The organism is Cellulomonas rhizosphaerae (assembly GCF_003470205.1).
Lineage (GTDB): Bacteria > Actinomycetota > Actinomycetes > Actinomycetales > Cellulomonadaceae > Cellulomonas > Cellulomonas rhizosphaerae.
This window is the reverse complement of the sequence record NZ_QWKP01000125.1, coordinates 1-12,666: the sequence shown is the minus strand read 5'-3', so window position 1 is coordinate 12,666 and position 12,666 is coordinate 1. Positions and strand designations below refer to the sequence as shown.

Annotated in this window: 13 protein-coding genes; 7 read left to right on the top strand and 6 right to left on the bottom strand. The window is 73.4% G+C overall.

The genetic code is table 11. The features are described 5' to 3' along the window. Window positions 1–2,529 (top strand): translation initiation factor IF-2 (infB, locus tag D1825_RS03535; protein ID WP_118766090.1); only part of this gene is annotated, 2,529 nt, incomplete at its 5' end. An 85-nt stretch (window positions 2,530–2,614) separates the two neighbouring features. After that, the gene (gene rbfA / locus D1825_RS03530; protein ID WP_118766088.1) at window positions 2,615–3,061 is read left to right on the top strand and encodes a 30S ribosome-binding factor RbfA; all 447 of its coding nucleotides are present in this window, start codon (window positions 2,615–2,617) and stop codon (window positions 3,059–3,061) included. Between the two features lie 156 nt (window positions 3,062–3,217). Here rbfA and D1825_RS03525 read toward each other — a convergent pair whose 3' ends face one another. Further along, entirely contained in the window at window positions 3,218–4,684 is a 1,467-nt protein-coding gene (locus D1825_RS03525) for a DHA2 family efflux MFS transporter permease subunit (protein ID WP_233549603.1), read from the bottom strand. Window positions 4,685–4,763: 79 nt separating this feature from the next. Between D1825_RS03525 and D1825_RS03520 the strand changes: the two genes are divergently transcribed. Continuing rightward, complete coding sequence (locus D1825_RS03520) at window positions 4,764–5,387, top strand: TetR/AcrR family transcriptional regulator (protein WP_233549602.1); 624 nt, start codon at window positions 4,764–4,766, stop codon at window positions 5,385–5,387. Then, the gene (gene truB, locus D1825_RS03515; RefSeq protein ID WP_118766086.1) at window positions 5,384–6,316 is read left to right on the top strand and encodes a tRNA pseudouridine(55) synthase TruB; all 933 of its coding nucleotides are present in this window, start codon (window positions 5,384–5,386) and stop codon (window positions 6,314–6,316) included. Before D1825_RS03520 ends, truB begins: the two co-directional genes overlap by 4 nt. Window position 6,317: 1 nt before the next feature. Here truB and D1825_RS03510 read toward each other — a convergent pair whose 3' ends face one another. Further along, window positions 6,318–6,725, bottom strand: a complete 408-nt coding sequence (locus D1825_RS03510; RefSeq protein ID WP_118766085.1) for a DUF3224 domain-containing protein — start codon at window positions 6,723–6,725, stop codon at window positions 6,318–6,320. 114 nt (window positions 6,726–6,839) lie between these two features. Here D1825_RS03510 and D1825_RS03505 point away from each other — a divergent pair, with 114 nt between their 5' ends. Together D1825_RS03505 and D1825_RS03500 are read left to right on the top strand one after the other, a co-directional pair. Further along, window positions 6,840–7,166 carry a YciI family protein gene (locus D1825_RS03505; RefSeq protein ID WP_118766084.1) on the top strand — a complete coding sequence of 109 codons (327 nt, stop codon included), beginning with the start codon at window positions 6,840–6,842 and terminating at the stop codon, window positions 7,164–7,166. Continuing rightward, on the top strand, window positions 7,163–8,383 hold the full coding sequence (locus tag D1825_RS03500) for an RNA polymerase sigma factor (RefSeq protein WP_118766083.1): 1,221 nt from the start codon (window positions 7,163–7,165) through the stop codon (window positions 8,381–8,383). The genes D1825_RS03505 and D1825_RS03500 overlap by 4 nt, the downstream gene beginning before the upstream one ends. A gap of 13 nt (window positions 8,384–8,396) precedes the next feature. On the opposite strand, the gene D1825_RS03495 is transcribed toward D1825_RS03500, so the two are convergent. The 4 genes from D1825_RS03495 to D1825_RS03480 are packed head-to-tail and all read right to left on the bottom strand — an operon-like array spanning window position 8,397 to window position 10,869. Continuing rightward, window positions 8,397–9,182, bottom strand: a complete 786-nt coding sequence (locus tag D1825_RS03495; protein ID WP_118766082.1) for an alpha/beta fold hydrolase — start codon at window positions 9,180–9,182, stop codon at window positions 8,397–8,399. A gap of 24 nt (window positions 9,183–9,206) precedes the next feature. After that, window positions 9,207–9,509 (bottom strand): DUF3349 domain-containing protein, encoded by a 303-nt coding sequence (locus D1825_RS03490; RefSeq protein ID WP_118766081.1) that lies wholly within the window; start codon window positions 9,507–9,509, stop codon window positions 9,207–9,209. Further along, a complete protein-coding gene (locus tag D1825_RS03485) occupies window positions 9,509–9,730 on the bottom strand; it encodes a hypothetical protein (RefSeq protein ID WP_118766080.1) in 222 nt (73 codons plus the stop codon). The genes D1825_RS03490 and D1825_RS03485 overlap by 1 nt, the downstream gene beginning before the upstream one ends. 11 nt (window positions 9,731–9,741) lie before the next feature. Beyond that, the gene (locus tag D1825_RS03480) at window positions 9,742–10,869 is read right to left on the bottom strand and encodes an inorganic phosphate transporter (protein ID WP_407643289.1); all 1,128 of its coding nucleotides are present in this window, start codon (window positions 10,867–10,869) and stop codon (window positions 9,742–9,744) included. A 208-nt stretch (window positions 10,870–11,077) separates the two neighbouring features. Here D1825_RS03480 and D1825_RS03475 point away from each other — a divergent pair. Then, a partial coding sequence (locus D1825_RS03475; RefSeq protein WP_199721486.1) for a cellulase N-terminal Ig-like domain-containing protein occupies window positions 11,078–12,666 on the top strand: 1,589 nt, incomplete at its 3' end.

Here is a 12,666-nt window from a genome sequence, read left to right as displayed (position 1 = left end):
CCGGCTGCGGCCCCCGCCGCTCCGGCACCGGCCCCTGCTGCGCGTCCGGCCGCTCCGGCGCCGGCCGCCGCTGCTCCGGCACCGGCGACCTCCGCACGTCCCGGGGCTCCTCGCCCCGCCGCCGCTGCGCGTCCCGGCAACAACCCGTTCGCGCCGTCGCAGGGCATGCCCCGTCAGGGCGAGCGTCCCGGCGCCGGCCGCACCGGTGGCGGCCCGCGTCCCGGCAACAACCCGTTCGCGCCGTCGCAGGGCATGCCCCGCCCGGGCGAGCGTCGCAACGCACCCGAGGGCGCTGCCCCGGCCGCGTCCGCGGGCGAGCGTCCCGGCGGTCCCCGTCCCGGTGGTCCCCGCCCCGGCGGACCGCGTCCCAGCCCGGGCATGATGCCGGGCCGGACGACCAGCGGCGTCGGCCGCCCCGGTGAGCGTCCCGCGGCCGGTGGCCGTGGCGGCGGTGCCGGTGGCGCGCGTGGCGGTTTCGCCGGTCGCCCCGGCGGCGGTGGCGGTGCGCCCGGTGGCGCTCCCGGCGGTGGCGGCGGCTTCGCCGGTCGCCCCGGTGGCGGTGGCGGTCGTCCCGGCGGTGCCGGTCGTGGCTCGACCCAGGGTGCGTTCGGTCGCGCCGGTGGTCGTCCCGTGCGTGGACGGAAGTCGAAGCGCGCGAAGCGCCAGGAGTTCGAGCAGATGCAGGCGCCGTCGCTCGGCGGCGTGCAGGTGCCCCGCGGCAACGGCTCGACCACGATCCGTCTGCGTCAGGGCTCGTCGCTGAACGACTTCGCCGACAAGATCGACGCCAACCCGGCCTCGCTCGTCACGGTGCTGTTCCACCTCGGTGAGATGGCCACGGCGACGCAGTCGCTCGACGAGGACACGTTCGGCACGCTCGCGACCGAGCTCGGCTACGTCATCGAGATGGTCTCGGCCGAGGAGGAGGACCGCGAGCTGCTCGGGGCCTTCGACATCGACCTGGACGCCGAGCTCGAGGCCGAGGGCGACGACGAGCTCGAGGCTCGTCCGCCGGTCGTGACCGTCATGGGTCACGTCGACCACGGAAAGACCAAGCTCCTCGACGCCATCCGTTCCACGGACGTCGTCGCGGGCGAGGCCGGCGGCATCACCCAGCACATCGGTGCCTACCAGGTCACCAAGGTGCACGAGGGCAACGAGCGCGCCATCACCTTCATCGACACCCCGGGTCACGAGGCGTTCACCGCCATGCGTGCGCGTGGTGCGCAGGTCACCGACATCGCGATCCTCGTGGTCGCGGCCGACGACGGCGTGATGCCCCAGACCATCGAGGCGCTCAACCACGCCCAGGCGGCCAACGTCCCGATCGTCGTCGCCGTCAACAAGGTGGACAAGGAGGGGGCCAACCCCGACAAGATCCGCCAGCAGCTCACCGAGTACAACCTGGTGGCCGAGGAGTACGGCGGCGACACGATGTTCGTCAACGTCTCCGCGAAGCAGAACATGGGCATCGACGAGCTGCTCGAGGCCGTCCTGCTGACGGCCGACGCCGCTCTCGACCTGCGGGCCAACCCCGACAAGGGCGCTCGCGGTGTCGCCATCGAGGCGAACCTGGACAAGGGCCGCGGTGCGGTCGCGACCGTGCTGGTCCAGTCCGGCACGCTGCGCGTCGGCGACGCGATCGTGGCGGGCACGGCCTACGGCCGCGTCCGTGCCATGTTCGACGAGCACGGCGAGACGCTCACGGAGGCGGGCCCGTCCCGTCCGGTGCAGGTGCTCGGCCTCGCGTCGGTGCCCAGCGCCGGTGACACGCTGCTGGTCGCTCCCGAGGAGCGCACCGCGCGGCAGATCGCCGAGAAGCGCGAGGCCGCCGAGCGTGCCGCACTCCTGGCCAAGCGTCGCAAGCGCGTCAGCCTCGAGGACTTCACGCAGGCGCTCGCGCAGGGCAAGGTCGAGACCCTCAACCTGGTCCTCAAGGGCGACGTGTCGGGTGCCGTCGAGGCGCTCGAGGACGCGCTGCTCAAGATCGACGTGGGCGAGGAGGTCGACCTGCGCGTCATCCACCGCGGTGTGGGTGCCATCACGCAGAACGACGTCAACCTGGCGACCGTCGACTCGGCGATCATCATCGGCTTCAACGTCAAGTACGCCGAGCGGGTCGAGGCCCTGGCAGACCGCGAGGGCGTCGACGTGCGCTTCTACTCGGTCATCTACCAGGCGATCGACGACGTCGAGGCGGCCCTCAAGGGCATGCTCAAGCCGGAGTACGAGGAGGCCCAGCTGGGCTCCGCGGAGATCCGCGAGGTCTTCCGCTCCTCGAAGTTCGGCAACATCGCCGGCTCGATCGTCCGGTCGGGCGAGATCCGTCGCAACACCAAGGCGCGCGTCCTGCGTGGCGGCAAGGTCATCGGGGACAACCTGACGATCGAGACGCTCAAGCGGTTCAAGGACGACGCGACCGAGGTCCGCGAGGGCTACGAGTGCGGTATCGGGCTCGGGTCGTTCAACGACCTGCAGACCGAGGACATCATCGAGACCTGGGAGATGCGCGAGAAGCCTCGCGCCTGATCCTCAGGTTTGATCGACCGCGGGGCGGGCGAGGCATCGTCCTCGCCCGCCCCGCGCCGTTCGCCCGACCAAGAAAGGTCCATCCATGGCTGACAAGGGCCGCGCTCGCAAGCTCTCCGAGCGCATCCAGCAGGTGGTCGCGCAGATGCTCGACACCCGCATCAAGGACCCGCGCCTCGGGTTCGTCACGATCACCGACGTGCGGGTCACCGGTGACCTCCAGCACGCCGACATCTTCTACACCGTCCTCGGCGACGACGAGGCGCGCGCCGGCACGGCCGCGGCGCTCGAGTCGGCCAAGGGCATCATCCGCTCCGAGGTCGGCAAGCAGACGGGCATCCGCCTGACGCCGACGCTCGCGTTCTTCCCGGACGCGATCCCGGACACCGCCGCGCACCTCGACGCCGCGCTCATCGAGGCCGCCCGTCGCGACCGCGAGGTCGCCGCGCTGGCCGCTCAGGCGAGCTTCGCGGGCGAGGCGGACCCGTACCGCCGCCCCGAGGACGACGAGGACGGGGCCGAGCAGGCCTGACCTCCGCCCTGCGCGCCCCGCGTTCCGACCCGCCGCCGAGGTGGGCGCGGACGGGTGCACGCGTGGGTGTGCGACACGCCGGGAAGTCCGCGGCGTGTCGCACACCCACCCGCACCCCGCTCCGCGGCGACGGGCTCGGATCAGCGGGTCAGTGCCTCAGGACGGCGAGGTCGCGCGGCCCGTGCTGCGCGGCATCGCGAGTGTGATCAGCGCGCCCACGGCGACCACGCCGGCGCCGACGAGGGCTGCGGGGGCCAGCCCGTCCGCGTAGCCCTCGGGGGTCAGGGTGCCGCCCGACGCGGTGAACACCGCGACCAGCACCGCGACACCGACCGCCCCGCCGATCTCCCGCAGCGTCGCGTTGACCGAGCTCGCGGTGCCGTGGTCGTCCGGCAGCATGTCCGCGAGCACCGCGGTGGCCGACGGCGCGAACGTCAGGCCCATGCCGATCCCCGCCAGTGCGAGGCCCGGGACGAGCTCGGAGTAGGTGCTCACGCCCGCGGCGACCGCGAACCCCTGCCACGCGAGGCCCGCGGCCTGCAGCGCCAGGCCGGTGCTGAGCAGCGAGCGGACGCCGAGCCTCGGCGCGAGCATCCCCGCGATGGGCGCGACGACCATGGGCGCAGCCGTCCACGGCAGCGTGCGGATGCCGGCCTGCAGCGGGCTGTAGCCGAGCGCGATCTGCAGGTACTGCGAGAGCACGAACACGGTGCCGAACACGCCGAGCGAGAACGCGAAGGCGCTCGCGTTGGCCACGGCGAACGACCGCACGCGGAACAGGCGCAGCGGCACGAGCGGGTGGTCGGTGCGCGACTCGCGCACGAGGAACGCGGCGATCAGCACCGCGCCGAGCGCGAGCCCGCCCACGACGCGCGCCGAGCCCCACCCGTCGTCGTTGCCGCGCACCACAGACCACACGACCGCGAGCACGCCGGTTCCGGCGAGCAGCAGGCCGGTCAGGTCGATCCGCTGGAGCCGCCCGAACGACTCGGGCAGCGCGTAGCGGACCAGGGGGATCGCGACGATCGCGACGGGGACGTTGATCCAGAAGATCGCCTCCCACGAGATCCCCTGCACCACCGCCCCGCCGATCACGGGCCCGAGCGCGACGCCGAGGCCGGACACGCCGCCCCAGATGCCGATCGCCATCGCGCGGCGGGCGGGCGGCACGGCGGCGGCCAGCAGCGTGAGCGACAGCGGCATGATCGCGGCTGCCCCGGCACCCTGGACGGCGCGCGCGGCGATGAGCGCCTCGGCGCTCGTCGCAAGAGCGGACGCGATCGAGGCCAGTGCGAAGAGCACGATGCCGCCGACGAACACGCGCCGCCGCCCCCACCGGTCGCCGAGGGTGGACGCAGCGATCATCAGCGACGCGAAGCTCAGCGTGTAGGCGTTGACCATCCACTGCAGCTGCTCGAGCGAGGCGGACAGCTCGGTGCGCAGGACGGGCAGCGCGGTCGTCATGACGAGGTTGTCGAGCGTCGCCATGAACATCGGCAGGGACGCGGCGACGAGCGCGACGGCGGTGCCGACGGTGCGGGGCGAGCGGCCCCGCGACGTGCCACGGCGACCCCGCGGGGTTGCCGGCTCCGCGGGGCGCGGGGCGGTGGACGTGATGGTCACGGGAGCTCCCGGTGGCTTGTTGGCATTGAGTGATAACTAACAAGAGCGACCGTAGGCATCGGCTGATAACCTTGTCAACATGTCAGCCGACCTCAGCCCGGCCGGCCCCGGCGAAGGCGCCGCGGCCGCCCCGTCCACCCGCACTGCTCCAGCGACACGCATGACCGGCGCCGCGCGCCGCGACCAGATCCTGTCCGCCGCCCGGCGCGTGTTCGCCGAGGGGGGCTATGCCGCCAGCACCGACGAGGTCGCGCGCGCGGCGGGTGTGTCGCAGCCCTACGTCGTGCGTCTGTTCGGCTCGAAGCGCGACCTCTTCCTGGCGGCGTACCAGCAGGCCACCGGCGAGATCCTCACGTCCTTGTCGGCCGTCCCGGCGGGCCCCGACGCGGGCGAGCGCATGGGCGACGCCTACGTCCGGCTCCTCGAGGACCGCGACCTGCTGCGCCTGGTCATGCACGGCTTCACGGCGGGCACCGACCCCGACGTGGGACGCGCCGCGCGGCACTGCCTGGGCGAGGCGTTCCGGCTGTTCGTCGAGCGCACGGGTGAGGAGCCCGACGAGGGGCGCCGGTTCGTCGCCTTCGGGATGCTCATCAACGTGCTGATGGCGACCGACGCGCCCGCGCACCTCGGCGAGGATCCCGGCATGGACGCGCTGCTCAGCTGCGTGCAGGAGTCGGTCCAGGAGCGCCGCACGGCATGACCGCGAAGCAGCAGCACGCGCGGCGCCCGACCGCCCCGGACGGGCTCGTCGTGGTCGACAAGCCGCAGGACTGGACCAGCCACGACGTCGTCGCGCGCATGCGCCGGCTCGCGGGCACGCGCAAGGTCGGGCACGCCGGCACGCTCGACCCGATGGCCACGGGCGTCCTCGTGATCGGCATCGGGCGGGCGACCCGGCTGCTCACGTACGTGGTCGGCGCGGACAAGGAGTACCTCGCGACGATCCGGCTCGGGGTCACGACGAACACCGAGGACGCCGAGGGCGAGGTGCTCGCCGTGACGGACGCGTCGGGCGTCGATCGGGACGCGATCGCCGCCGCGGCGCTGCCGCTGACGGGGACCATCTCCCAGGTCCCCTCCGCCGTCTCCGCGATCAAGGTCGACGGGCAGCGCGCGTACGCCCGCGTCCGGGCGGGGGAGTCGGTCGAGCTCGCCGCGCGCGAGGTCACGGTCTCGACGTTCGAGGTCGGCGAGACGCGCCGCGCCGAGGTGGACGGGACGCCGGTGGTCGACGTGGACGTCACGGTCGTGTGCTCGTCGGGCACCTACGTCCGGGCGCTCGCGCGCGACCTCGGTGACGCGCTCGGCGTCGGCGGGCACCTCACGGCGCTGCGTCGCACGCGGGTCGGTGGCTACGCCCTGGGAGGCGCGAGCACGCTCGACGAGCTCGCCGCGGTGCCCGACGACGTGCCGCTCACGGTCCTGTCCCTGGCCGACGCGGCACGGGCCACGTTCCCGGTGCGCGAGCTGACGGAGCCCGAGGCGCGCGCCCTGTCCTACGGGCAGGAGATCGCCGCGGACGGCGTCGAGGCGACGACGGCGGCCATCGGTCCGGACGGCACTCTCGTCGCGCTCATCGAGGGCCACGGCGCCAAGGCGAAGCCCGCGCTGGTGTTCGCGCCCGCCTGAGCTACTCGAGCTCGCAGTCCAGGTGCAGGCGGTGCGTCCCGTCGGCGTCGACCCACAGCGCGCCCGAGCCGGTGATGCCCGCCAACGCGCCGGTGCCGCTGCCGGGGACCAGCGCGAAGTGCTCGTCGAACCGGTCGTCGCCGTGGGTCGAGGCGGCGTGCACGAACGCGAACGTGCCGCCGCGCCCGTCGACCGTGCCCTCGAACGACTCGATCGCGAGGTACGTGCCCTCGCCGCGGCCGGGATCGAACGCCGAGGTGAACAGCGTCGAGGAGCGGCCGACCACGTCGCCCGCGAACTGCTTGCCGAGCGTGGCGACGCCGATGCTGACCGCCGTGCCGACGGGGTCGGGAGGCGTGACCTCGGCAGGGGTGAAGTGCGTGACGGTGAACGTGGACTCGAGGTGCATCCCCGGAACGTAGATCCGACCTCCGACATCACGGCATGCTGTCCGATCGGCGCGAGCCCGTTCGTGGTACTGGTGAGACGCGGCTCGCAGCCGCACGACGACAGGAGACGACAGATGGCGCAGTACCTGGTGTCCGTGCTCGACGACCGGACGGGCTCCGGCACGGACGACGAGATGGCCGCGATCGACGTCTACAACGACCAGCTCCGCGCGGACGGTCACTGGGTCTTCGCGGGCGGCCTCGGCGGCCCCGAGACGGCGACGGTGATCGACGCGCGGCACGGGGAGGCAGTCTTCACCGACGGCCCCTACGTCGAGACCAAGGAGCACACGGCCGGCTTCTGGATCATCGAGGCGCCCGACCTCGACGTGGCCCTCCGGCTCGCCTCCGAGGGCTCGCAGGCGTGCAACCGCAGGGTCGAGGTGCGTCCGTTCCTGTGACGGCGGACGTCGACGCGGCGATCACCCGGGCCCACCGCGAGCAGTGGTCCCGGGTGGTCGCGACCCTGGCCCGGCGGTTCGGCGACCTGGATGTCGCCGAGGAGATGGCGGCCGAGGCCTTCGCCACCGCGGTCGAGCGCTGGCCGCTCGACGGCGTCCCGCCGAACCCCGGCGGCTGGCTCACCACGACCGGCTACCGCAAGGGCATCGACCGGCTCCGGCGCGAGGGCCGCCGGGACGCCAAGCACCAGGAGGCGCTGATGCTGTCCGGCCCGGCCGAACCCCTCGGCGCGGTCGACGACGACCGGCTGCGCCTGCTGTTCACCTGCTGCCACCCGGCGCTCGCGACGGAGACCCGCGTGGCCCTGACGCTGCGCATGGTCGGCGGGCTGACGGTCCCCGAGATCGCCCGTGCCTTCCTGGTGCAGGAGTCCGCGATGGCCCGGCGGATCACGCGCGCGAAGTCGAAGATCGCCGCGGCGCGGATCCCGTACCGCGTGCCGTCGCGCGAGGACCTCCCGGGCCGGGTGGCCGGCGTGCTCGCGGTGCTCTACCTGGTCTTCAACGAGGGCTACCTCGCCTCCGACCCGGAGCAGGACCCGATCCGCAGCGACCTCACGGCCGAGGCGATCCGTCTCACCCGGCTCGTCCGCGAGCTGCTGCCCGACGACGGCGAGGTCACTGGCCTCCTGGCGCTCATGGTGCTGACCGAGGCCCGCCGGACCGCGCGCCTGTCGGCCGGCGGCGAGCTCGTGACGCTCGGCGAGCAGGACCGCGGCGCGTGGGACCGCGACCTGATCGCCGAGGGGCACGCGCTGGTGCGCGAGCGGCTCGCGTCGGGCGAGGCTCCCGGGCGCTTCCAGATCCTCGCGGCGATCAACGCGGTGCACACCGCCGCCCGCGACGCCCGGGACACCGACTGGTCGCAGGTCGTGGCGCTCTACGACCAGCTCGTCCGGCTCGACGCCTCGCCGATCGTCCGGCTCAACCGGGCCGTCGCCGTGGCGGAGATGGACGGTCCCGACGTCGCCCTGGCGCTGGTGGACGGCCTCCCGCTCGAGGGGTACCACGCCTTCCACGCCACGCGCGCGGACCTGCTGCGCCGCCTGGGCCGCAGCGCGCAGGCACGCGCCGCGTACGACCGCGCGATCGAGCTCGCGGGCAACACCGCGGAGCGCGCCTACCTCACGCGTCGCCGCGACCAGCTCGCGCCCTGAGTCGCGCCTTGAGTCACGGCCCGACGAACGTGGCGATGGCGGCCGCGACGGCGCCGGGGTCGGGCTCGTGGTCCCGCCCCTCGACGAGCTCGAGCCGTGCGTCCGGCAGCGCGCCGACGACTGCCGACGCCGACTCGGCGAGCACGGGCCATGTCTCCCGGGCGCGCACGACGAGCGCGGGGAGGGACAGCGTCGAGAACGCACCCGCGTCGGGGTACCGGTCTGTGACGGCCCAGTCGTAAAGCAGGCTCGGCGCGATCGCCTGGATCGCCCGGAACCAGGGCTGGTCACGTTGGCCGGAAGCCAGGTGGGGCGGCAGGCCGACGACGCGGGACTGGTAGAGCTCGACGGCCGCGGCGTGGTCGCCGCCGCGGACGAGGGCCTCCAGCTGCGGCCCGACAGCGGGGTCGCGCGGGGGAGCGCTGGGTACGACGACGGGCGCCTCGAGCACGACGAGCCGTCGCGCAGGTACACCGGCCAGGGCCGCGGCCAGTGCGAGGATCCCGCCCGAGGAGTAGCCCAGGAGCGTCACCTCGTCGCCCAGGTCGGCGACGATCGCGCGGACGTCGTCGACCTCGCGCTCGACCGCACTCGCCAGTCCTCCGGCCTCGTCGGTGCTGTCGCCCCGCGCGCGACGGTCGATCGTGACGCCGCGCAGGCCGAGCGCGGAGAGCGCTGCCGCGAGCGGCAGGAGGCGACCGCGGTCGTTCATCGCGCCCGGCAGCAGGACCACGGGTGGCCCCGAACCCAGCTCCTCGACCGCGATCAGGGTGCCGTCGGCCGACTCGATGTGCCGCATGGGGCCAACGTAGACGGCGCGGGCTCAGGCGTCGACGTCCGCCAACGGCCACCCGGCCGCGGCGAGCACCGCGCTGACCCGTGCGACGTCGCCGGTCAGCGCCTCCTGCTCGAGCAGGCCCTCGATCTCCGCGGCGACGGCCTCGTGCGTGGCGCCGCCGCCCGGGTGCGCGAGCACGATGCGGTCGGCGACCTCGATGACCTCGTCGTGCGTGAGCGTCCGCTTGAGCAGCGCGAGGACGGCCACGTAGTCGTGCTCGGGCACGCCACCGGGGTAGCCCGCACGCAGCCAGTCCGCGACCCGCCGGATCGCTCCCTCGCGCGCCATCAGTCGCTCCCGATGACGAGCTTGGCGACGCCCACGACAACCGCCGCGGCGCACACCGCGAAGCAGAGGTAGGCCGCGGACCGCCGCAGCACGCTCGTCGTGCCGTCCACCGGCGCGAGCGCGCGCACCCCGAGCGCGAACACCGCGGGCACTCCCGCGCCGAACACGAGGCTCAGCACGAGGACCTTGGTGAGCGCCTCGCCGTCGACCAGCTGGTCCATCCCGGTCCTCCTCAGGCGGGGACGCTGGCGGGCCGGTCAGGCGCCGTCCAGTCGTCGTTGACGTTGGTGTGGTCCACCGCGGACCGCCGCGACGCGAGCCACAGGCCCGCGCTCGCCGCGACGAGGATCGCCAGGACGACGAGCGTGCCGGCGGCGCCGTCGAGCAGCCGCTGGATGCCCTCGGCACCCGCGCCGACCAGTCCCGCGGCCGGCAGCGTGATGAGCCACGCGACCACCATGCGGCGCGCGACGCCCCAGCGGACCGGCGTGCGCCGCCCGACGCCCGAGCCCATGATCGAGCCGCTCGCGACGTGCGTGGTGGACAGCGGGTAGCCGAAGTGGCTCGAGACGAGGATGACCGCGGCCGACGAGGTCTCCGCGGCCAGCCCCTGCGGCGGCTCGATGTCGACGAGCCCCTTGCCGAGCGTGCGGATGACGCGCCAGCCGCCCAGGTAGGTGCCGAGCCCGATCGCACCGGCGCACGCGATGATCACCCACACGGGAACGCCCGCGTCCGCCGGCAGCTCACCGCCCGCGATGAGGGCCAGCAGGATGATGCCCATCGTCTTCTGCGCGTCGTTGGTGCCGTGCGCGAGCGACACGAGTGACGCCGAGCCGATCTGCCCCCAGCGGAACTCGGACTCGCGCGCCCCGGAGCCCACGCTGCGGGTGATCCGGTAGACGAGCCACGTGCCGGTCAGGGCGATGAACCCCGCGGCGACCGGCGCGATCACCGCCGGGATGATGACCTTCGACGCGAGCCCTGACCAGATGACGCCGTCGGCCCCGGCGGCCACCAGCACCGACCCGACCAGGCCGCCGATGATGGCGTGCGACGAGGACGACGGCAGGCCGAAGTACCAGGTCACGAGGTTCCAGATGATGCCGCCGCACAGCCCGGCGAACACGACGGACATCGTCACCGCGTCCTGCTCGACGATGCCCTTGGCGATGGTCGCGGCGACGGCGAGCGACAGGAACGCGCCGACGACGTTGAGCACCGCGGAGAGCAGCACGGCCACCTTGGGCCGCAGGGCCTTGGTCGCGATCGAGGTCGCCATGGCGTTGGCCGTGTCGTGAAAGCCGTTCGTGAAGTCGAAGGCCAGGGCCGTGACGACCACGAGCACCAGAAGGGGGATTCCGTCCACGTCACCGACGATGCGCGCCATGCGCAGCGGCGACAAGTGGGGGCATCCAGTGTTCATGCGCGGTTCGCCGCGAAGTCACCGGTTTGGGTCGAACCGTTCCCATCGTCCGATCCCGCTGCTACCTTGCCGTCACAACTGTATCGCTCAAGCCGCGCCGTCCGGGCGTGTGAGAGCGCTTCCACACACACCAGGAGACAGCGTGGTTTCCTTCTTCTCCGGTCGCCGACGCGCGACCTGGGCCGGCGCCGTCACGGCCGGCCTCGCCTCTCTCGCCCTCGTCGTGACCCCCATGGCGGCGGCCAACCCGATCGGCGAGGTCCACGACTTCGCCGACGGGGCGCAGGGCTGGTTCAGCTACGGCGGCACCTCGTCGTCCTCCGTGGACGCCGGGGAGTTCTGCGTCGTCGTGCCCGCCGGGACGACGAACCCGTGGGACGTCGCGGCGCAGCACGACGACGTGACGCTCGCGGCCGGCTCGCCCGTGACGGTCTCGTTCACCGCGCACGCGACGGCCGACGTCTCGGTCAACCTGCGCGCGGGCATCGGCTATCCGGACGACGTGTCGTCGTCCGTGGCCCTGACCGCGGCGCCCACCGACTACTCCTTCACCTGGACCCCGGGCTTCAGCGGCACGGGCAACACCTCGTTCCAGCTCGGCGGGCAGGCGAGCGACTACACCTTCTGCCTCGACGACTTCTCGATCTCGGGCGACGACGAGCTGCTCGGGACGACGACCTTCGCAGGCGACACGCTGCCCGCGGGCTGGTCGCTCCCGGCCGATTGGGCCGTCACCTCGGCCGCGGGCGACGCCGCGTTCTGCGTCGCGGTCCCCGCCTCGGCGGGTCAGTACGACGGCCTGGTCTACAACGGTGTTCCCGTCGAGGACGGCGGCAACTACGCCCTGTCGTTCACGGCGAGCGCGAGCAACGGCGCGACCATCCGCGCCCTGGTGGGGGAGAACGGCGGTGCCTACCGCACCGCGTACGTCGCGAACCCTGCACTGACGACGGACCTCGCGAGCTACGCCTACCCGTTCACCTCGTCGCTGACGTTCCCGGCCGACACGGGAGACGTGGGCCAGGTCGCCCTGCAGCTCGGCGCGCGCGGCGACTACACCTTCTGCGTGAGCAAGGTGTCGCTCGTCAAGACCGCGACCCCGCCGCCCGCCTACGAGCCCGACACGCGCAGCCGCGTGCGCGTCAACCAGGTCGGCTACCTGCCGCAGGGTCCCAAGCGGGCCACTGTCGTGACGGACGCCGCCGCGCCCGTCGCCTGGGAGCTGCACGCCGCGGGCGGGGCCCTCGTCGCGAGCGGCAAGGCCGCGCTGGCGGGCACCGACCCGACGTCGGGCCTGAAGGTCCAGACCGTCGACTTCAGCAAGGTCACCGCGAAGGGCACGGGCTTCACGCTCGTGGCCGACGGAGAGACGAGCGACCCGTTCGCGATCGCGACCGACATCTACTCCCAGCTGCGGTACGACGCGCTGAACTACTTCTACCCGGCCCGTTCGGGCATCGCGATCGACGCTCCGGGCACCGTCTACGACCGGCCCGCCGGTCACGTCAGCGGGCCGGACGGCGCCGTCAACAAGGGCGACCTGGACGTCGTGTGCCTGACCGCGGCCGACGACGGCGCGAGCTGGTCGTACGGCACCTGGACCTGCCCCGCGGGGTACGCCCGGGACGTGGTGGGCGGCTGGTACGACGCAGGCGACCACGGAAAGTACGTGGTCAACGGCGGGATCGCCGTGCAGCAGCTGCTCAGCACCTACGAGCGGACGCTGTACGC

Excerpts from the sequence above, each read along its gene's own strand:
- D1825_RS03520 (WP_233549602.1), top strand. The coding sequence starts at position 4,764 with ATGTCAGCCGACCTCAGCCCGGCCGGCCCCGGCGAAGGCGCCGCGGCC.
- truB (WP_118766086.1), top strand. The coding sequence starts at position 5,384 with ATGACCGCGAAGCAGCAGCACGCGCGGCGCCCGACCGCCCCGGACGGG.
- D1825_RS03490 (WP_118766081.1), bottom strand. The coding sequence starts at position 9,509 with ATGGCGCGCGAGGGAGCGATCCGGCGGGTCGCGGACTGGCTGCGTGCG.
- D1825_RS03495 (WP_118766082.1), bottom strand. The coding sequence starts at position 9,182 with ATGCGGCACATCGAGTCGGCCGACGGCACCCTGATCGCGGTCGAGGAG.
- D1825_RS03485 (WP_118766080.1), bottom strand. The coding sequence starts at position 9,730 with ATGGACCAGCTGGTCGACGGCGAGGCGCTCACCAAGGTCCTCGTGCTG.
- rbfA (WP_118766088.1), top strand. The coding sequence starts at position 2,615 with ATGGCTGACAAGGGCCGCGCTCGCAAGCTCTCCGAGCGCATCCAGCAG.
- D1825_RS03505 (WP_118766084.1), top strand. The coding sequence starts at position 6,840 with ATGGCGCAGTACCTGGTGTCCGTGCTCGACGACCGGACGGGCTCCGGC.
- D1825_RS03510 (WP_118766085.1), bottom strand. The coding sequence starts at position 6,725 with ATGCACCTCGAGTCCACGTTCACCGTCACGCACTTCACCCCTGCCGAG.